This is a genomic window from Nostoc sp. FACHB-892, from assembly GCF_014698795.1.
GTDB lineage: Bacteria > Cyanobacteriota > Cyanobacteriia > Cyanobacteriales > Nostocaceae > Nostoc.
On sequence record NZ_JACJTR010000018.1, the window covers coordinates 1 to 21380 of the forward strand.

The window sequence follows — 21380 nt, forward strand, 5'->3', positions numbered from 1 at the left end:
TGCTGCATCATAAGCGTTCCAATTCCGAACTTTATACTGGGCTTTCGTCTTCATCGTTGGGCTAGGCGGCAAGAGAATATAGGCGATAGGTAAAATTTACCATTTTCCTTATTCACGCAACAACGCCTATTCTATTAGTAAATCTGGCTCAACTGGCTTTCGGATAACTGCCCTGACTCTCACATCAGGGTGCTGATCGAAAACACCTCTCCATGTGCAGTAATGAACAAAATAGTCAGATTTTGTAGAATCGGGTTGTTTTGGATACGACGGGCGACTTCATACCCATCCATCTCAGGCATCATCACATATTAATATTTAAAGTACTTCCAGATGTAATGACTTTAGGTTGACACTTTTACTCCTTAAAAACTTGATATACAAGAGTTTCAAAGCAGTAATTATCATTTTGAAATAAATCAGATATTAACTGAGTAGTTGTAAATAGCCTTTTATACAAAGCGAGTATATTGTGTTCCTGTATACAAGTTTCTTGTAGGAAGAATCGTCCTTCAGGTTGCGTGCTATTTAAATCTAAAGACAGGGAATTTTTTTGTTCAGGATAATTATTATCGGAATATCAAAGAAATATTGAGTTTTATTGAGGAATATTAACAATGCAATCTAACACTGCTACTGAAAAACCCCCTGTTGCTAAAGCTTACAATGGCAAAGACCGGAATGACTTGATCTTTGGCTGGAATCCCCAAGCTGAACTTTGGAACGGGCGCTTTGCGATGATTGGCTTCCTTGCTTACCTACTTTGGGATCTAAGTGGCTATAGCGTAGTTCGTAACTTGCTCTACTTAGTTGGTTAGACTTTTTCCTTTATGCTTGGGTGTTAGGATTTATAGAGATGTTTAACCCTTCAAAACTTTCACTCGCTTATACGTGTTTACCCTTCTAATTCTGGGGAGGATACAGGGAGATTGAGATGCCCTCGCCTCGGATTTCACCACTGTAATATGAGCAATACCGTTGCCAAATTAAGAGGGTTCAACGCCTGTAGAAACGGGATGAATACGTCCTAAAGAAGTAAGCTTGGCAAAAATCTGGGTTAATAAAATAGGCTCAGGGATATCGGGAAGCATTTTTAGCATTTCACGAACATATCGAAAGCCACGATAATATGCTTTAAGGTCAATAATGCCGGAGCCAGGATTATGTTGACGGAAATCAGCGAGAAGATAATGGGATAAATTAACCAGAAAAAATGCGTGTTTTAGCAGCATTAGTCACCGCAGTTTGGCTCAGATTCATAAAATCCTCCAATCCCCAAAACTGCTTGGCATCTCGAAAGTTAAACTCAATTTGAAAGCGCAGCTTATAATAGTCAATTATTTTTTCAAATGATAGCTCTAGGTCGCTAGAAAACAGAATCACATGGCTACGAGTATTAGTTTTAAGATTGGTTTTGACTAAAATCACTACATTCAGTGCTTGGGCAAATTCCTTGTGGAGTAAAGTAACTTGGTAAATATCAGTTTTGATATCCTCGTCAATAGTACTTTTACACAAATATGCGTCAGGTATATTACAATAATCCAGCTTATCGCCGTATTTACGACGGGAGCGACGATTTAGGTCAGGGTTTTGATAAGGTATATATAATGCCGAATCATGGCGCAACTTGGAAATTATGTGCAAATTAACTTGTCGAGCCATCTGCAAGGCATTATTGTTGCCAAAGTGACCATCTAAGACTAAGTAAGTTAGAGGGATAAAGTTAGCTATTAACAAGACTTGCTCATTAATCATTTTCTTAATTCTGAGTAATTCAGATGTGAAAATTACTTCTGTTTTCTTTTTGTTTTTACTCCCTTTTGGTCGTCCACGTCCACGTTTTTCTTTGGTTTTGATTTCTGTATTTGGCGCTCCACTAGTTTTTTCCACATCGCTTTTTATGACCTGTTCTAAATGAAAAAGGAAATGAGTGTCTTCCTTCGACACTTACTAACGATAATGTAAAGAAAGATAGTCCTGATATTGGTTTATTTATTAAGCTGGAAAAGAACCTATCCAACCCATAAGTTTGTTTCCCTGATTTGCTGACTACAACTTCATCTCCTGCAAGCAAATATATCTCATTCGCACGGAACAAATGCTTGCGAAAAAATAGCCAAAACAATGTCGCCCAAGGGATTACTGTATGAAAGAATCTCAACATCGTCCGATAACTACCACCAGTGCCTGTCCAACGAGAGATTCCCAGCATCGTTACTCTCCCATCCATTGCTAGCATTGCCATTATTATCTGGTTCAATTGCCGCATAGTCGTAGCGTTTATCTGCGGTAGCAAGCATTGTAGAAGTGATAAAATATCGAACATGGGCTGATTGTGGCTTTTGAGTTGTCGTTGTGAGAGACAATAACTCTACTACGTCAGCCCTAACTCTTCATACTCTTATTTTGGCTAAGGTATTGGGTGTATGTATCACATTTAATTCATTATTTATATGAACATCTTAATGTTATCTTCCACCTTTCCCTACCCACCAACGCGCGGGGGAACCCAAGTCAGGACATTTAATTTACTGAAATACCTAAGTCAACGTCATAGTGTTACCCTCGCAACTCAACGCGAGGGCGATGTTACAGACGCAGAAGTAGCAGGATTACGCGATTGTGTGGATCATCTAGCCATTTTTGAACGCCCGCCAGATTCTGGAAATACCGGAATATTGAAGAAAATACAACGATTTGGGAGATTTATGCAGCAGGGGACACCGCCAAGCGTACTTAACCGCTACTCAGTTGAGATGCAAACATGGGTTGATAACTGGGTGGAAGCGGGAAAATGTGATGTAATTACCTGCGAACATAGCGTCAATGAAATTTATGTGCAGCCACATTTTCAGAAACAGCTAAAAACTATAGTTAATATTCATAGTTCTGTTTACGCTACTTGTCGCAACCAACTATCAACCGGCATTTCCGAAAATTCCCTCAGAGACAGAATTAATCTGCCACTTCTGCGGCGTTATGAGCAAAACTACTGTGCTAAATTTTCGGCAATTGTTGCAACAACAGAAGAAGATAAAATTCAACTACAACAGTTTAACCCCAATAGTGAAATTACAGTTATTCCCAATGGTGTAGATTTAGCTTCTTTCCCCAGCCGTACCACCGATCCAGGTGGACATCGCTTAATTTTTATCGGTGCAATGGATAATTTGGCAAACATTGATGCTGTCTGCTTTTTCAGCAACGAAGTTTTGCCAGAAATCCAAAAATTGTATCCTGATACAACTTTCGATATTGTCGGTTCTCATCCGGTGTCAGAAGTTTTAGCACTTGATAAAAAACCAGGAGTTAGTGTGGTTGGGCGCGTGCCTTCGATGGTTAAATATTTACATCAATCTACCATCTGCGTTGTCCCCATGCGGACGGGGTTTGGCATTAAAAATAAAACTTTAGAGGCAATGGCAGCTGGTGTACCGATAGTAGCTAGCGATCGCGGTTTAGAAGGATTAGCCGTAGATGGCGCTAGTCATCCATTACGGGCATTACGAGCAAATAAACCGGCGGAGTACGTCACCGCTATTAGTCAACTATTTGATCGCCCACATCTGCGTTCACAATTGTCTCACAACGGCAGACAACTAGTAGAAACACAATTTACTTGGGATATGGCTGGTAAAAGCTATGAACAAGTTTGTCTTGGGAGAGAGCAATAATAATTCGTAATTCGTAATTCGTAATTGATAAATTACTAATTTTTATTTTTTGTATATGTGGGACAAATGTGTGTAGAGAGGTTGCCATGAAACCTCTCTACATCGGTAGCGCACATTATCTTATCTAAATCAGATTGGTTGTTAATTAGCTTGTAAAGAAACACATCAATTATGATCAAACTTAGTCGAAGCACCTAACACAAGTAACTTTTTATGTTTACGTTTATTCTTATTTTTCAGGGTAGTCAAATAATTATCAACGTAACGAAAAGCAGCTACACCATCGTAATCAGCAATGGCTATAGCTTGTAAGAAAACCTTTGAAGGAATTTCAAATGCTAAAAACTTTTCTGTTAAAATTAGCAAATCTTGATCTGTGGCAGGAAAAGTAGTTTCTTCTGCCTCTTCTGGATCAGAGAATATATCTTCAATTAATGTTTTATACACTTTGTACCTCTCCAAATGCATAAGATGCAAAGCCTGTAATAAAGTTTAACTGCTGATCGCGAGTTTGTAAGTTGACCGGGAGTTCAGTAGCAGCACATCCTATCTCTCGCAAAATCTCTAAACAATAAGCACTGAGTTGAGTGTATGGAGCTTGCTCCAATTCTTGAGCTACTTCTAGAGCCATCTTCAGATTGACTTGGATAACTGTCTTTACAGGGTTGGTCATAAACACGCCCTAATAAACTGGATGCTCTAAGTTTTGATCACAAGCACAAATAGCGTAACGGTGTTTTTGCGGAATTTATGAAGAGGGGAAAATAAATTATCAGCGCATTTGCGGTAATGTATCCGAAATTATGCAAATAAGTTTGGAAACTAGGTAATTTTGATCCAGGTGCGATCGCTGTTCGCGTAACAGACGCACTAAAAAACGCTGGTATAACCCTTTGGGAGTTTTGCTACGCGCGACACGCTGTTTGCGTTCGTAGAGAAGTGCGGATTAGACTTATGCAATCAATAAATAAAAGGTGATTAGTAAAAGGCTGAAACGACCATTTGCCCTCATACATAGGATGCTATTTTTGTAAAGTGTATAAATCCTAATTTTATTACTTCTCAATATTTTCGACACAAGAACGCATTTTTGGAAAAACTGAACCCTTATGCATCTTTAGTTGATCAGATATATAAAACAACATTAATTCTGTTTAAGGTGATTTCATCAGAATTTTATAATTCAAGGGGTTCTATTATGCAAGTATTACAACGATCAAATACATTTGATCGTTGTAATACTGCAAGAGGTCTACTATGTCTATTGTTATTGGAATTGCTGACAATAATTTTTTGTCGATCACAGATGGTGAAGATCAGATTTTTAGTAGTGGAAGCAATGACAACATCTCCATTAGCCAAGAAAATAATGTAATTGTTGGTAGTGGAGGCAATGTATCATTGCTAGGTAGTGGAGGCAATGTGTCATTTGTAAGTGGTGCAGGCGATGACACATTGGTAGGTGGTGCAGGCGATGACACATTGGTAGGTGGTGGAGGTGATGACACCTTCAAGGGCAGTGGGGGTAACGACAGCATCGATGGTGGAGATGGCTTTGATACCGCAGACTACAGCCAACTGGGTAAAGCCATCACCCTCTCAGGTGTAGGGACAATTACCAAAGCTGATGGATTTGGGACAGATCAAGTCTTTAAAGTAGAAACAGTTATTGCTGATGCTAGTGTTGCCAATAATACCATAGATGCATCTCAATCTTTGTCTGGAGTATCTGCCACCGCTAACTTAGAAGCCCAAACTATCTCTGCCAACAACGTTCCCATTTTGGGGAAATTGACATTTAATGTACTCAACTTTGACAATGTGATCGGTACAAATGAAAGTGACAGCATTACTGGCGATAGCCAAGATAACCGATTAGTCGGTAATGCTGGCAATGACACTATCTCAGGTGGCTTCGGTAATGACACCATCATTGGTGGAGAAGGTAACGATGTTCTCACAGGTGGCTTTAGTGCAGATAATTTTACTTACAACAGTGCTAAGGAGGGTTTTGATATCATTAAAGATTACAACTTTGCTGAGGGCGATGTAATCCAAGTTTCTAAAGTAGGGTTTGGTACTACTAAAATTAGCGACTTTTCTTACGACACCTCTAGCGGTAACTTGTCTTTCTTAGGAAATCAATTCGCTTCCCTCGAAAATCTCCCATCCGATGTGAATATTCAATTGGTATAAAATTACTTCGAGTCACGAGTCCACGACAAATTAAAGCTTTTTGCAGTTTGTTACCAGGATAAAAGTTCTGTTGTAAAAAAAGAATGAGGTTGGGCTGATAAAAGTATAAATTCTATCAGTTTTCATCAGCTAACCTTCAAACAGTTTTTGCAACATAACCATTGAACACGGCAGTTGCTTTAACTCTCTCGACCAGAGCAACGCACTGCCTCATCCTGGGTATTGAATTCTTCCATTTGGATGATATGATATTTTCTACAAAATTAAGGAGTAAGCCTTGTGATATTTACGATCAATCAATTATTCAACTTATCTGTTAAATACTTAACAGCAATTACAGCAATAATAACGGTTCTCCCATTACCAGTTAAAGCAGCTACATTTTTAGTACATGAACGCGCTCTTTTAGGAGGTAATGATCAAGTTGATTGGGGAAGTTTAGGTAAGGTATTTAATCCCTCTGCGCCTGACTTTTCTGTTTTTTTACCTAACTCTTTTTCAGCAACATCTCAAGGTGGTTTAGGCTTAGATGTAAATATAACTCCAACTAAGAATCCTCAGATTACTCCACCATTTATCTTTCAAACGTTACCTCCACCTGGCATTCGGACTAACTTCGCCCAAGGCGATTTTATTCTCTTCGGAGGTATAAACCCAACAGGATTTCAACCTCTTCCTCCTGGTTCTCCTGATCCTCGTACTCAGGGTAATGGAGGCCCTTTGAGCATTAGTTTTGCCCAGCCGGTTTATGGCGCTGGTACTCAGATAGCTGTAGATATTAGTAATTTAGAAGTCGAAACTTTTATTAACGCTTTTGATAGCAGCAATAAGTTGTTAGGTAGTTTCTCAGTTCTCAGTACTTCGTCGCTAGCATTAGATAACTCAGCAGTATTCTTGGGAGTTCGTAGTGACACTGCAAACATCTCACGACTCGTTTTTAGCAGTTCTAATCCAGAATACGGTTTGGCTATTAATAAGGTCACTATTGTTGCAGCTCCTGAACCAACTTTGACCTTAGCTATATTAGCTTTTAGTATTTCAGGTGCTGTTTTAAAACTACGCCAACGCTCTTGACCAAATAATTGCTAATTCGTAACAGTCACCTCCAGGTAGAAATAAGGTACGTAATTCGTAATTGAAGAGGGTACAGCAACCCACATCAAAATCTCTGAATTGGGTGGTCTAAAAAACCCTCTCTACAAGACGATCTGGTTAGCAAGATTGTTGTAGGGGTACGCAAACTTGCTTTTTCGTTAGGTAGGGAGTAGGGAGTAGAGAGTAGGAAATCAGACGTTTCAACTTGAGGGCGAGTTTTTTTACGCAATCAAATAAAAATCTTATATCAAATAATTCATTTTCCGGAAATCGCCTAACAGTGATTGGAGTCAACAATTACTTAGCTTGTTTCTCGCCAGAGGCGGGTATTATCACTGAAGAATCATTTTGACACTCCTACAGCGAGCGTCGAAATAATTCTTCATTGAATAAATTCGAGGTTCCGGGCATACTCAAACTTGTGTCAAATGTAGGCTCAACATAATTTTTATCAGCAATATTAAAGTCGATGGCATACAAAGAATTAGAACACATCATAGACGCTAAGATACAAAAAGCTATACGGAAGCACGAAGTCATAGTTGCTTCTATTAGTAGCATTATTGGCTTGATTTTTATACTCGGTTTGTTCCACGCTATTTTGCTCAACCACACTCAAATTCAATCATATTGCTTGAGATGATTACTGGTTGCGTTCAATAGGTTTTTATGATCAAGCGTTTTCTAATGTCTATAAAATTAATCAAAGTTATACATATTTTTTATAACAATGAATTATACTATGGAGACTAAAAATAATAGCAGAGCTATATTCGTCTTATTTTTGACTGTATTTATAGATTTGCTCGGTTTCGGAATTATCCTACCGATACTGCCTTTGTATGCTGAACAATTCGGGGCAAAACCTAATGAAGCGACACTACTTGTAGCTATTTATTCTTTAATGCAGTTCTTATTTGCACCATTATGGGGTAAGTTTAGCGATCGCTACGGTCGTCGTCCGATTTTATTACTTACTTTATTAGGTTCTGTAATTGCATACACTGGGTTAGGTTTTGCCAACTCATTATGGATTTTATTTATTGCTCGTAGTCTTGCCGGAATTATGGCAGGGAATATTGCTACTGCTCAAGCATACATAGCAGATATTACCACGCCAGCTAATCGAGCGCGTGGCATGGGGATAATCGGAGCAGCTTTTGGCCTTGGTTTCATTCTTGGACCAGCGATTGGAGGTCTTCTTGTCGGATCTGATCCAGACAATGCTAACTTCCATCTACCGTCGTTGTTCGCAGCCGGATTATCTTTATTAGCATTGCTTTGTGCTTTGATGTTACTTCCAGAATCTCTAAATTCTGAGACTAAAGCCAAAATCCAAGCTTATCGCTACCGTCAGCGACGGCTGAATTTGCTACAACTGTCACAACGTCCACAGTTCTGTATACTTGTCGGCATCTATTTTTTAGTAACCTTTGCTGTTGCAGCTATGGACTCTACATTAGCTTTATGGTCTAAGCAGCAATTAAACTGGGGTCCTCAACAAACTAGTTATCTTTTTGCTTTCATGGGGATTGTCAGCACAATCATTCAAGGAGGACTGCTCGGATTCCTTAAGAAACACTTAGGTGAAATAAAGTTACTTACCTTGGGGATATTAGGGTTAGGTGTAGGACTACTGCTAATTGGATTCTCACAAAGCTTAATTTTATTATTGGTCGCCACCACCCTTGTGGCATGGGGAATTAGTGTCAGCCAACCAATATTAAACAGTTTGATTTCCCAAATGACAGCCGCAGAAGAACAAGGAAAAATATTAGGAATTGCCAGTTCTTGCTCTGCGCTGGCACGGATTGGTGGCCCAATCTGGGCAGGGCTGAGTTTTATGAAATTTGGGAGTTATGCTCCTTTTTTGAGTGGATTTTTAGTAATGCTAATAGCTTTGACTCTTAGTTTGCGAGTAACGAAAAGTGCATCTGAACCAAACACAGAACGTGTAGCCTGAGAATCTTGATTTCAAAACTTAATAATTTTTTGAAACAGCCTTGTATTAAAGATTTTTAATCCCAAATCCAAAATCTAAAATCTAAAATCTAAAATTACTATGACTGGTCGTCGAGTATTGTTTTTAGGCATCTTTGTAAGCATCCTCCTCACCTACGCAATTTGGGTAGGTGGGAGCATTCCTGCAAGCATCATCAAACTTCCTGACCAAGGATTAAACTGGTACTACTGGAAGCTTCCCCAACCAACGTTTTGGAGTCGAGCGACGGCTTGGGGGATGTACCTTGGGCATCAGTTTAGCATCTGGGGGTGCATCTTATGGGCGCAGCGATGGCTACGCCCGCCGCAGGCATCGCAGTTGCAATACAAATCAGCCTTGCACCCGATAAACTACCTTATGCTTGCTATTAATGGTGCATTCATTGCTCTACACTTTCTCCAGACCTATATTTGGTACGATGCTCTAGCTCAAGATACTTCAATTTGGGCTTCTCAAGGTGCGGTTGTCCTGCTACTGGTGTTCGTACTGATTTTGGAAACGCCTCGACGCGGTTTGTTTTTTGGCAATTCTGTTCCCTTTCATCAACAGTTTTTGCAAATTATCAAGCTGTACCACGGCTATTTTTTCTCCTTCGCCGCTATCTATACCTTCTGGTATCACCCAATGGAAGCGACTGTGGGGCATTTAATTGGTTTCCTCTATATGTTCTTACTTCTGCTCCAATCGTCATTGATCTTTAACCGCACCCATGTAAACCGTTGGTGGACATTCACTTTAGAAATTTCAGTGCTTTTACATAGTGTCGTTGTGTCGTTGATGCTAGGACAAAGCAAGTGGCCAACATTTCTCTTTGGTTTTCTTGGCATTGTAGTACTTACCCAACTCCACGGTCTACCTGTGGGGATATGGACTAAACGTACTATCTACGGAGCCTTTTTAGTCAGTGTACTGGTCGTTTATGGGTTGACTGAACGCGGCTTGGGCAGAATTTACGAAATAACTTATATTCCTTTGATTGAGTTTGGGCTAGTTGGGATAATTTACTTAATCTTCCTGCTTATTTTATGGACAATTTCTCGTTTACCTGTCAAGGCGTAGGTAATATAATTAGGACTCACGCACACTCTACGATTCTTGGCTTCTTGGCGTCTTCTCTACGAGACGCTACGCGAATGTGTAGCGTTCCGTTCGCGCAGCGTCCCGTAGAGAAGGAAAGGCGATTCGATAAATTAAGCTTTTTGGCAATTTTTGCGTAAGTCCTAATGATGTCCAGGCAATTAAGCATAATACCGCCAAGCCTACCCCGCCAAAGCTGCGCTTTAGCTCATAATTCCTCTTTTCTCTGTGTTCTCTGCGCCTAATAAACCTGAGTTCGGGTTAAGCCAGAAGCTAAAAAGCTTATTCTGTCAGGATTGAATAAAACTGGAATTGATCAAAGCAGGGATAAAAGTGGAATCATTTTGTCAATAAGGTTCATAAATGAAACTAATCTCAGCAATATGTCTTATTGACAATAGATGAAAACAGAGCTTTAGACCGAACAACGATAATTCAAGGCTTTTGAGTATTTCTTATCCCGAACTCAGGTTAATAAGGTTTATTAAAGGAGGCAGAAAACAGGGAGCTTTCTAGCAAGGGGGATAATAAATTCAAATTTGGACAAAGGGTACGAACCGACGCTCTAGTTTTGGTCAGCAGTATGAAGTTAGACAACTGCTAAATTATTCAAGCTGCCTTTGTAGCTACTAATCTCAATCACAGCATCCGTGAGGGCAGAGAATCCATTAGTGTTATCGTTGAGTACCAGAAAAGTCTGCTGATGATTGTCTTTACCAAAGGTAAAAGTTGCCGCACCTTTAGCTACAAAAGCAGTTGCAGTCAATATCTCTTGTATATCTGAGAGATTTAGACTCGCAACAGTGCCAAGTTGAACTAAATTAGCCGCGCTAACTGCATATAGCCCATCAATTTTATCTTGAGAAATGTTCAAGTCAGTTATTTTATCAAAGCTAGACAGCAGCGAATCACTTAGACTACTGAACACAAATTTATCAGCGCTACAACCGCCTGTGAGGGTATCACGCCCAGCGCCACCATTGAGAATGTCATTACCATTACCACCAACTAGTTTGTCATTTCCGGCTAATCCAAAGAGTTTATCATTGCCATTTTTGCCGGAAATTTGATCATTACCAGCCCCACCACTGAGTTCATCTGCACCGTTACCACCTTTTAAAGTAATCTTTGGCACATTTTCGTCTGTAGTGATTTTACTGATTAATTGACCATTGGTATCATACAGATAAGTGGCAACTGCATCAGTAATGCCATCACTGTTGTTGTCAATATCTGCGGAAATTAGTTTGCCATTGCGATCGTAGTTGAAAGTGGTAATCTCATCAGGGATGCCATCATTATTTTTGTCAGCTACCTGTGCAGTCTGTTTGCCGTTAGCGTCGTAACTATAAGCGGTGACTTCATCAAAGATGCCATCATCATTATTGTCAATTTTTTGTGATTTCAGGTTGCCGTTAAAATCGTAGCTGTAGATGCCAACTGCATCAATTACACCATCATTGTTGAAGTCATAGCTAGCGGATGCGCGTCCATAAGTATAGGAAGTATAGGTTTGGAAAGGATCAAATCTGTCGTCGCCGTTGTTTTCAACTCTAAAGGATGTCAGGTTGCCCTTGGCATCATAAGTAGAGGTTTCGACATAATCAACTTTGCCGTCACCGTTGAAGTCACGGCTAAAGGATGTTCGGTTGCCCTTGGCATCATAAGTAGAGGTTTCGACAAAATCAACTTTGCCGTCGCCGTTGTCGTCACGGCTGGTGGATGTCAGGTTGCCCTTGGCATCATAAGTAGAGGTTTCGACAGAATCAACTTTGCCGTCGCCGTTGTCGTCACGGCTGGTGGATGTCTGGTTGCCCTTGGCATCATAAGTAGAGGTTTCGACAGAATCAACTTTGCCGTCGCCGTTGTTGTCATAGCTGGTGGATGTCCGGTTGCCCTTGGCATCGTAAGTATAGGTTTGGACAGAATCAACTTTGCCGTCGCCGTTGTTGTCAAAGCTATTGGATATCAGGTTGCCCTTGGCATCATAAGTATAGGTGGTGACATAAATAGGTATGCCGTCGCCGTTGGCAAAGCTACTAAATGTCACCTTGCCCTTGGCATCATAAGTATAGGTTTGGACATACTCAGGTATGCCGTCGCCCTTCAAGTCAACGCTATCAGATGTCAGGTTGCCCTTGGCATCATAAGTATAGGTTTGGACATAATCAACTTTGCCGTCGCCGTTGCTATCAGAAGTAAAGGATGTCCGGTTGCCCTTGGCATCATAAGTATAGGTTTCGACAGAATCAACTTTGCCGTCGCCGTTGTCGTCACGGCTGGTGGATGTCAGGTTGCCCTTGGCATCATAAGTAGAGGTTTCGACATAATCAACTTTGCCGTCGCCGTTGTTGTCACTGCTGGTGGATGTCTGGTTGCCCTTGGCATCATAAGTATAGGTTTGGACAGAATCAACTTTGCCGTCGTCGTTGAAGTCACGGCTGGTGGATGTCAGGTTGCCCTTGGCATCATAAGTATAGGTTTCGGCATAATCAACTTTGCCGTCGCCGTCGTCGTCAAGGCTATTGGATGTCAGGTCATAGCGGTAGGTAATAACTGAGTCTATTATCCCATCACCGTTGTTGTCTGTCCTCTCAGATATCACTTTGCCATCGACATCGTAAGTGTAAGTTGTGGTTGAGGTCATAAATTGGTGTTCCTTATCTGTTTGATTCCAGTTGTTTTACTACCGCATTTATTATTTCATTTGTCAATGCGTTAGAGAGACGTAGCAGTGCTACGTCTCTCGTCAATAAGTAGTCCGACAAAAATATTTACAGTCATTGCGAGCGATCGCAATGACATTGTGTAATCAATTCTGTCTGACTACTTATTTAAATGCGATCGCCCAGCAACACAGGGCTATTTCGTTCTAGACATAAATCGCCCAGAACTAAAGTTCACAGGCTTTTAACTAAAGTCCGTTTTAACGGACTATAACCTTTTATTCAATCGTCTAAAGACGACTTTCGCTATAAGAGAGGTGAATTCATTCTGAGGCGGGCTAGATGAGAATGAAATAGCCCTATAGCAAGATTCTTATTATGATACAGTATCAACCTAAATAAACATTAAAAAATTCACAATTTTACTCACCACCATTATTAACGGTTTTTTGCTGTTGATAACGCAGTTTAAACTGCTGTTGTTGTATTTTATGATCCACAATAGGTTCAGGATAGCCAACAGCATGACGTTCTAAAGATGGAATTTTACCAGTAACTAAATATTCTGTATCTACAGACCGTAATTCTGACACCCATTGCCGAATATATTCCCCCTCTGGATCAAATTTTTGTGTTTGACTGGCTGGGTTAAAAATTCGCACAGGTTTAGGGTCCATACCGCTAGAAGCACTCCATTGCCAACCGCCATTATTAGCAGATAAATCACCATCAATCAGGTGCTGCATAAAGTATTTTTCACCCAATTGGGGATTAATTAGCAAGTCTTTGGTAAGAAAACTAGCAACAATCATTCGACAACGGTTATGCATCCAGCCGCTTTCATTCATCTGGCGCATTGCTGCATCCACAATAGGATAGCCTGTTCTCCCTTCGCACCAAGCTTGGAAATGTTCTTCGTTAGTTTGCCAAGGAAAGTTTTTAAAGGTATCGCGGAAAGCACCATCAGCTAATTCGGGGAAGTTATACATTGCATGTTGATAAAACTCCCGCCAAGCTAATTCTTGTTGCCATGTGCGAATATTAACAGCTGTTTCTTCACTACGGCTGTTTTCTAGTGCTTCTATCGTGGCTTTCCAAACGGTGCGAATGCCAATTACCCCAAATTTTAAAGCTGCACTCAGTTGTGATGTTCCATCAACTGCGGGAAAATTTCGCTGTTCTTGATATTCAGTAATGGCTTTAGCAGTAAATTCCTCTAGTCGTTCTTGTGCGGCCGCCTCTCCGGGTGAAATAATCAATTCTCCATCCCAAATAAACCCTAAATCTTTTGCTGAAGGTAGCGTTAAGGCTCCTGCAAGTTTAGCAATTTCCTGTTCAGCTTCTGTTAACCCTTCAACATCTTGCAGAGTTTCTACTGGGTTTGCTTTCGGTTTGGTAATCCAATTTTTCCAGAAAGGGGTGTAAACGGTATAAGGCTGATTGCTACCGGTGCGTAATTGCTCTGGGGAGTTGAGGATCTGATCCCAGTTTTGGTTAAGAAACTGAATGCCTTTTTCTTTGAGGGCATTTATAACGGTGCGATCGCGTTCTTGCGAATAAGGTTCTACATCCCAATTCCAAAAAACAGCTTTGGCATTTATTGCTTCTGCTAAAGCTGGTATCGCTTGTACAGGATTGGCGTGGAGTATTAATAACTGGCTACCAACTTCAGCATATCGCTCTTGGAGTTTCTGCAAGCAGCCAATCATATAAGTTACTTTCACAGGAGCAACATCATCCCGTTCCAGAATATTCGGATCAAGGCAAAACACGCCCACCACTTTCGGACTCTGCTGTTTTGCCGCAGCCAGTCCCGTATTGTCAGAAATGCGTAAATCGCGCCGATGCCAAAACAGAATTAAGTCAGACATTCCCTATTGGATATAGTTCACCCGTACTAGCTTAAATGCTAGTGGTACCAATGATCATCACTCTGGCGATAAATTTCTTCTGTTAATGGGCATGAGCATTGATTATTCTGAAGCTCCATTTCCTTCATCCCCCTCATCTCACCATGCCCTATGCTCCATTCCCACAAACCCCGGTTTATCAGTCGGGAATAGTGGTTTTTTAACTTAAAGTTGAGTATACTCTTCTTAACAGTTAATTAGTCTTTTTGGTCATGGCTAACCTACTACTTGATGACGGTAAGATTGAGAGCGATTTAGGCGAAATAGCTCGTGAACTTGAGCCTCTTGGGATTCAACTCAGACATTATGACCCAGGAACATCGCTTCTCTTCCCCGATATGCTAGACCAGGACATTTTAACTGAGTCTGAGAAACGTTATTGTGTAGAACTCCATAACAGCGTTTTTGAATTTATTCAGCAAGAAAATGGCGCTCTCTGGTGTGATTTGCTAAATGTACATCCAGGTTCTTTCAATCTTCACCACCTAATAGCAACTTACGGTCGTTACCATACTCATCCTGCTGCTGAACCCCTCTACGTGTTGGCAGGAGAAATGATTTATGGCTTTGTGCGACCTGATGGCAGCCAAGTACAGCTTTTAGTTCAGGCACAAGACTATCTTTATATCCCCGCCGGCGTTGAGCATTGGTGCAGTCCAACTGCATCGTTGAAATTCAAAGGGATACGCTATTTTGCAATTGCAGAAGGTTGGGTTCCAAATTATACAGGTACTCAAATCAGTGATTCGCTCCAAAACCCGCGTTAAATATTATTGCTCTTGTAGCCATGTGTGATCTTTATATAGCAGATGCACAGAGAACACGGAGGAATAAGAGTTTGAGAGGTATTTTGCGTAAGTCCTGACCAATTTTCTCTAAATTTGCACCGAATAATTCTTAACTTTAATTTTGTAGAACCTGTGCGATCGCCTCGGAAATGGGTAAGCCAGGACTGCGTTCTAACCAGAAAAACTCGCCAACTGGGTTAACCTCAAGAAATACATGACGACCATCAGGAGTCAAAATAATATCAATAGCTCCATAGTTCAAACCAAATTCTGCCATGAGTTTGAGCAGTTTCTCTTCAACATCTTCAGGCAGAGTGTACGGTTCCCAAGCGTCAAGTAAGGCAATTCCCTGTTTGCGCCAGTCGTAACGCGCCTTATCCAAAGCTTGAGAATCAACCGCAGCTGTCAGCACACGTTTGCCTACAATAATTGTCCGCAATTCCAATGCTTTAGGAATTTTTTCTTGAAATGTCATTGGGCAGAAACGTAATCCATCGAGGTTGTCCAAATCCTCAGATGAAATTGGATTCGTAAATACAACTTTTTCTCGTCCTTGTTCATCGTAAATGGCAAAGGAAGAGAGCATCTTTGTAATCATTCCCTCCTTACACTCTTGGGCAAATTGCTTTACTGTCACTGAATTGTTTGTAGTCAGAGTACGTGGCGTATCTAAACCGATCTCTCGTGCTATTCGTAATTGCAGTTGCTTATTTTCGGCTCGGCGAATATTTGGCAGAGGGTCGAGATGGAAACCCTTAATACTGGCAATCATTCCCTCAATGGTGACGCGAGATTCTTTGAGCGAGGCTTGTCTAAGTTGCTTGTCCATTGAGTCGGGAATTCTTGACCCAATTGCGATACGGCGATACCAAACTGCTGACACTTCATTCAAATCTAATGTCTGGTTGTCAACGCTTAGAGTAACTCGCTCACTTTTAGCATAGTAAACATCTAAGGTGATTTCTGTAGGAAATCGGTCTGTGTCAAAACGAAATGCTTTTCCTCCTTGGGCTTCAATTGCCTGAATAACTAGAGGAATACTTTCGTTGTCTTGGCTGTGAGTAATGATTAAAACAGTCACGTTGCTTCGCTCCGAATTAAAAATTAAAAATTAATAAGTTACTAAATTTATAAAGGCTGTCAGTTGGTTTTAAGTAAAAGCATTTTGCTTAGGACTTGTTGAAAGTAGTGCATCTGCGATCGCGTCTGCGATCGGGTAGTCCAAATCTCTCTCCAGCATTCCCCACTCTCCTGTAGGATTAATTTCTAAAAAAACGTATTCCCCTGATGGCGTTTTGATAAAGTCAAATGCTCCAAAAATCAGTCCAAACCTTGCCATAAAAGCATCGAGGCAACGGATTAGTTTATCAGGTAATTGATATGGTTGCCAGCTAAGAGTCTCTTTTGTTCCCCGTCGCCAATCTTGGGTAGATGCTGCATACTCAGACGCATCCAGTGCGCCAACAAAGAGATTACCATTTACATACACTGCACGTAGTTCTAACTGTTTGGGGATTTGTTCTTGAAATACAACAGGGGAATAGCGCAGTGTTTCAGCATCAAGTAAGTCTTCTTCTTTAACCGCGCTGGTATACATGAAAAAAGACGAGGCTTGCATCCCGTAAGAAAGAGGTCTGAGTAGCTTGGCAACCATTTTTCCTTTAACTTCTCCAAAAAACTCTCGTGCTTGTTGAGGATTATTAGTGACGAGAGTCTGAGGTATGACAAGACCAACTTCCGATGCAATTCTCAGTTGGCGTAGCTTGTTTTCAGCTGCACTGATCCGTTGTAAATCATCCACCCAGGTAGCTCCCCTCAGACTGTCCCAAAAGCCATCTAAGACTGCGAGTGATTCGCTAGAGCAGGCTGCTTGGAATTGTGGAGCCAATTCTTCACCTAAATCAGGTTGCCAGATCCGTCGCATCCATACTGCTTGCACCTGCTCAGTATTCAGGGAGCGTAGACGCGGAGCGGCTTGTCGCAAGACATCGCCATATTCCAGTTTATGATTGTTCCCAGAGTTACTGAAATTCGCCTCGATTTGTACTGTCATCGGAAACTTATCAGTATCAAGGCGAAATGGCTGTGCGCCTCGTTTTGATACAGCTTCTGCAACTCTATCTATTGTGAAGTAATCACCACTATGGGTGATTAATAAAACCACATCACGGTCAAGGTACATAAAATATTTTCATTAGGTTTTTGTATTGTCACTACTGCCAACTATAAAAAAATAAACTTTTTTAATGGGAAACCAACCCCTAAATGGAGTTGGCAAAGCTAACAGTCTTTTTCTTCTCAGGATATTTTTAAAACTGCATCTCTGGTGTACTTAAAAGTATGCAGTTATTTTATTTTTAACTTGCTGATCCCCCTCCATTATCCTCGGCGTCTGAAGGGAACTTCAGAGTAACAAATATCTGTTCATCATCAGAGGGATGCTTTTTTGTTACTCCATCTTCTTGATCGGATGGGTACTTCCGAGTTTCGATCAATGGATGTTTCTTCTTCTGATGTTTTTTGTCCCTGGTTACACCACAATTTCCGCCGCCAATCCCTTCTGATTCTTGATCAGATAAATCTTCAAAGCTTTGCCCTTCTAAAAATCTGGCAAAGAAGGGTACTGCTTGTGAATTCAGTTCTTCTGGTTTTTTTTCAGACATAATTTCTCCCACGTTTAAGTAAAGATACACATATACTTAAATCAATAATACTACATAGAATTTCATTTATGTAAGCATAAATTTCATTTGTAATCATTTGTAATAGTTGTATGAATATAGTGACATTATTGTTCCATTTATGGACAATTAATACCAAAATTCCAAGTTAATAAACTTTGTAATTTAAAATTTTCAAAGTTGTGAAAGCCATAGCCTAATTTTTTAATTAGCTTAAGTTTATTATTAATTTCTTCGTAAAGATTGAGGTCATTCATCCCTGCTAGGTTAATCATTTGCTCTACGGGAAATCTTATCACTAGCATCCTGAAACCTAAATTTTTATGTTTTAATTACAGATAAAACATTCTTACTTCAGTCTGAAAACGCTAAAAATGTTTACTAAGTAGAACTTTGACAGATTATGAGATGATTTTATTCCATAAATTCAAGAATTTTTCTCTTCTGTACATTAACGGAGCGATAGAACAGATTTAACTTAATCTTATCCTTATTTTTATTTGTTCTTAGTTGTCTCAATACTTTTAATGCAATATATTTTATTTGATGAGTATTAAATCTTCTATAAAAAAACGATTTAATTTTTGAAAAGCTTTACTACGGGTAGCTTTGAGTAAGGTAAATTAGACATAAAGTGTACTTAAAAATATTAATACCGGACTCTCAGTAGTTGTATGTAATATTGTCAAAGCAGGTTTAAGGATTCAGTCTGACCGTTTGGTATTGTACTAACTAAACTAGGATAAACTCTATGTATCGATTCCAGATCAGTGCATACACACAAACGGGTGAATCCATCGGTGTTGTCGGTTCGGCTCCAGAGTTGGGACTGTGGAACATAGTGAAATGTGTCCGCCTGCGTACAAGTGGCGATCGCTATCCTTTATGGTGGACAGATGAAATTGACATTGAGCAGCCTTTATCGGGCGATGAACAGATTGAATACAAGTACATACATCTTGATGTAAAGGGTAATGCCCAGTGGGAGAGTTTACTAAATACAAATCGCTGGATTCCGATTAATCCTAACGATAATTCCAGCACAATTATTGTGGATGATGGCGCATTCGGTTATTTGCAACCTTACCCCTTTGGATACATTGAAAAGTCATCTGTCAAAATGCCCGTAGAAGAAGGGGCTGAAAGACTCAAAATTGTGGTCATTGGGAGTTCCGTTGCATTAGGTCATAAAGCCTGGTTTTTGAAAGGTTGGGTTTGGCTGTTGGCAGAGGCTTTACAGCAAAAATATGGGCATAAACTCGTGAATGTGTCGGAAGTGGGGGCGAATGTCAGCAGAACGATCGCTCGATTTGGCTCAGTTGTCACCCCAGAACAACCGGATGTTGTGATCGTTGCCTTGTCTCTGGGCAACGAAGGATTAGCTTACTGTCCCCCTCACGAACGACGAGCAGTACAGCGACGGTTTGAAAGAGGCTTGCAGCAGCTTGTAAAAATGACGCGCGACATCGGGGCAATTCCAATTCTGGGCGGAGTCTATCCCAATGGCGATTATTCCCAGGAACATTACTGGCTGATCCGAGACACATACAACCGAATGCTAAGTTGGGGTGTACCTGTACTGGATTGGTTAGCAGCTGTGGATGATGGGCAAGGACGATGGAAAGCGGGGATATCCTTCGACCCGGCTCACCCGAACACAGTCGGTCATAACCTCATGTATCAGCAGATCGACCAGCGCCTCTTCGATATCGACAAAGATAAATTAGCAAAAGAAAAACAAGGCTTTCAGCAACCGAAGGAATTTCCTATCTACTTTGACAATGCGGGCTTTCATGTCTCTGTCTGTATGGAAGAGAAGCGTTTACGGATTGTTAATCGATCGCAATACAGCTACACGATCGCTCCCTATTGGCAGGAACTACAAACCACACTGCAAAGTAAGGCTGGATTGATACCGGGTATCTACATTGCGAAGGATGTCCAACCAGGGACGCTCCCCTTCTTTGCTGTAGAGGATGGCGCGATCGCAACTACAATAAACATTCCCCCTGGTGCCGATCTAAAATATACCACCGCCTTTAATCTCTTTTCGCCGAACAACGTTTTATTCTATGACGGACATCTGGGGATTTTGCAAGCAGACGAACGCCACCTTTGGGTGATCAATGAATCAGATAACGAGTACAACATCCAGCCGATGTGGACGGAGGTTTGCAACGCACTTAAAGCCATGCCATCGGGTGTCTATGAAGATCCGCTTTATCCCGATTCCCCCTTTCGTACCATGATGATTGGCAAAGATGGGCTAGAAAGCCGGGTGAAAGCACCACCTAAATCTGCGGTGTTTTTCCAATACAAATGCAAATTAACGGATATCAGCCGTGTAGCGATTCTTCCCCTTGGCGATCGCTGTGCCGTCCGCATGATGCTATATAAGATGGAGTACGATGGCCCCGCCTTTCCTTTTGATTTAACGCGCACCACCAATATTGGAGATGTCGCCGATGCGATCGAAAACGGTTTTGATGATATGTGGAACCCTGCTTTTCTGCATTACAGTCCTGATGCAGGCAGAATTTACCACAGTAAGTGGTCAGGTTTATCATTTGCCCATGAAGTCGAGAAGACAGACGACCCAACCAGCGATATGTCTCCCGTCCATGAACGGATGCGCGTTCGGTACACGGCAAGGTCTGAAAGGTTTTGGTACGCACTGCGGCACTGCGATAAAGTGCTTTTTGTTCGCACAGGAATTAGCGATCGCGGTGGTGTGATTGATCTGGTTAACAAGCTGGAAAAACAATGCCACGGGAAGCCATTTCATCTCTTGCTTCTTTCTCCCCAAAGCGATGATGAGTTTTTAGAGCTTCCTAATTTGCTGCATTATAACGTGGAGTTTAATCCTGATCGCATGTATGACGATTTAGGACACTGGATGTACTGCACAGAGGTAATGCGAGGAATTCTGGAATCCCTTGGGGTGTCTAGCAAAAACCTATTTTGGTGTCCGCCGAAAATACCGAAGGGGTGAAAAATTAGGTAGGAGCGGAGCGATCCCAATACGGTTCGGTTAAGCTCTAAGCGGTGTTGAGTATAGAAAAAGTGAGTGTTTCTAATTTAGCTGATTGCCTAGTGGTTGGATTTGAGACTCCTGAAAGTGGAATAGTTCGTCAGAGTTCCTATTAGACATCAAGGCATAACGCCAGCCATTACCGAATTGTTCAGCTAATTCAGTACCATTCGGCTAGTATTGAAGCCCCAGAATAACGCCATCTTTAGTACGCTGATCCAAAGCAAAGCGAGAGTAGCCCCAGTGTTTGGGAATCG

15 protein-coding genes and 2 pseudogenes are annotated in these 21380 nt (G+C 41.0%); 8 read left to right on the forward strand and 9 right to left on the reverse strand.

What is annotated here, in order from left to right; translation table 11 throughout:
* The first annotated feature begins 617 nt into the window (after nucleotides 1–617).
* Nucleotides 618–818: a chlorophyll a/b-binding protein gene (locus tag H6G96_RS22020; protein WP_190913433.1), complete on the forward strand. Its 201-nt coding sequence runs from the start codon at nucleotides 618–620 to the stop codon at nucleotides 816–818.
* Nucleotides 819–986: 168 nt separating this feature from the next.
* On the opposite strand, the pseudogene H6G96_RS22025 reads toward H6G96_RS22020, so the two are convergent.
* Nucleotides 987–2329 (reverse strand): annotated as a pseudogene (locus tag H6G96_RS22025) (transposase).
* Nucleotides 2330–2456: 127 nt separating this feature from the next.
* Between H6G96_RS22025 and H6G96_RS22030 the strand changes: the two are divergent.
* Nucleotides 2457–3677 (forward strand): glycosyltransferase family 4 protein, encoded by a 1221-nt coding sequence (locus H6G96_RS22030; RefSeq protein ID WP_190913434.1) that lies wholly within the window; start codon nucleotides 2457–2459, stop codon nucleotides 3675–3677.
* A 165-nt stretch (nucleotides 3678–3842) separates the two neighbouring features.
* Here H6G96_RS22030 and H6G96_RS22035 read toward each other — a convergent pair whose 3' ends face one another.
* On the reverse strand, nucleotides 3843–4124 hold the full coding sequence (locus H6G96_RS22035; RefSeq protein ID WP_190730383.1) for a hypothetical protein: 282 nt from the start codon (nucleotides 4122–4124) through the stop codon (nucleotides 3843–3845).
* Nucleotides 4117–4350 (reverse strand): hypothetical protein, encoded by a 234-nt coding sequence (locus H6G96_RS22040; RefSeq protein WP_190913435.1) that lies wholly within the window; start codon nucleotides 4348–4350, stop codon nucleotides 4117–4119. The genes H6G96_RS22035 and H6G96_RS22040 overlap by 8 nt, the downstream gene beginning before the upstream one ends.
* Nucleotides 4351–4934: 584 nt before the next feature.
* Here H6G96_RS22040 and H6G96_RS22045 point away from each other — a divergent pair.
* The 4 genes from H6G96_RS22045 (at nucleotide 4935) to H6G96_RS22060 (ending at nucleotide 10029) form a co-directional block, all read left to right on the forward strand.
* Entirely contained in the window at nucleotides 4935–5873 is a 939-nt protein-coding gene (locus tag H6G96_RS22045) for a calcium-binding protein (RefSeq protein WP_190913436.1), read from the forward strand.
* Nucleotides 5874–6152: 279 nt separating this feature from the next.
* Entirely contained in the window at nucleotides 6153–6947 is a 795-nt protein-coding gene (locus H6G96_RS22050; protein WP_190913437.1) for a hypothetical protein, read from the forward strand.
* A gap of 763 nt (nucleotides 6948–7710) precedes the next feature.
* Entirely contained in the window at nucleotides 7711–8931 is a 1221-nt protein-coding gene (locus H6G96_RS22055) for an MFS transporter (protein ID WP_190913438.1), read from the forward strand.
* Between the two features lie 99 nt (nucleotides 8932–9030).
* Nucleotides 9031–10029, forward strand: coding sequence for a hypothetical protein (locus H6G96_RS22060; RefSeq protein ID WP_190913439.1), 999 nt, complete (start codon nucleotides 9031–9033; stop codon nucleotides 10027–10029).
* Between the two features lie 607 nt (nucleotides 10030–10636).
* On the opposite strand, the gene H6G96_RS22065 is transcribed toward H6G96_RS22060, so the two are convergent.
* Complete coding sequence (locus H6G96_RS22065) at nucleotides 10637–12694, reverse strand: bluetail domain-containing putative surface protein (protein ID WP_190913440.1); 2058 nt, start codon at nucleotides 12692–12694, stop codon at nucleotides 10637–10639.
* A gap of 441 nt (nucleotides 12695–13135) precedes the next feature.
* Complete coding sequence (locus tag H6G96_RS22070; protein WP_190913441.1) at nucleotides 13136–14584, reverse strand: deoxyribodipyrimidine photo-lyase, 8-HDF type; 1449 nt, start codon at nucleotides 14582–14584, stop codon at nucleotides 13136–13138.
* A 251-nt stretch (nucleotides 14585–14835) separates the two neighbouring features.
* On the opposite strand from H6G96_RS22070, the gene H6G96_RS22075 reads away from it, so the two are divergent.
* Entirely contained in the window at nucleotides 14836–15390 is a 555-nt protein-coding gene (locus H6G96_RS22075; protein WP_190913442.1) for a cupin domain-containing protein, read from the forward strand.
* A gap of 136 nt (nucleotides 15391–15526) precedes the next feature.
* Here H6G96_RS22075 and H6G96_RS22080 read toward each other — a convergent pair whose 3' ends face one another.
* The 4 genes and pseudogenes from H6G96_RS22080 to H6G96_RS22095 all read right to left on the reverse strand — a co-directional run.
* The gene (locus tag H6G96_RS22080) at nucleotides 15527–16492 is read right to left on the reverse strand and encodes an MvdD family ATP-grasp ribosomal peptide maturase (RefSeq protein WP_190913443.1); all 966 of its coding nucleotides are present in this window, start codon (nucleotides 16490–16492) and stop codon (nucleotides 15527–15529) included.
* A gap of 69 nt (nucleotides 16493–16561) precedes the next feature.
* Entirely contained in the window at nucleotides 16562–17593 is a 1032-nt protein-coding gene (locus H6G96_RS22085; protein ID WP_190913444.1) for an MvdC family ATP-grasp ribosomal peptide maturase, read from the reverse strand.
* 175 nt (nucleotides 17594–17768) lie between these two features.
* The gene (locus tag H6G96_RS22090; RefSeq protein ID WP_190913445.1) at nucleotides 17769–18074 is read right to left on the reverse strand and encodes a microviridin/marinostatin family tricyclic proteinase inhibitor; all 306 of its coding nucleotides are present in this window, start codon (nucleotides 18072–18074) and stop codon (nucleotides 17769–17771) included.
* A 137-nt stretch (nucleotides 18075–18211) separates the two neighbouring features.
* Nucleotides 18212–18328: pseudogene (locus H6G96_RS22095) on the reverse strand (transposase); the annotation flags it as partial.
* Between the two features lie 515 nt (nucleotides 18329–18843).
* Between H6G96_RS22095 and H6G96_RS22100 the strand changes: the two are divergent.
* Nucleotides 18844–21084 (forward strand): DUF1796 family putative cysteine peptidase, encoded by a 2241-nt coding sequence (locus H6G96_RS22100; RefSeq protein WP_190913446.1) that lies wholly within the window; start codon nucleotides 18844–18846, stop codon nucleotides 21082–21084.
* Nucleotides 21085–21380 lie beyond the last annotated feature (296 nt).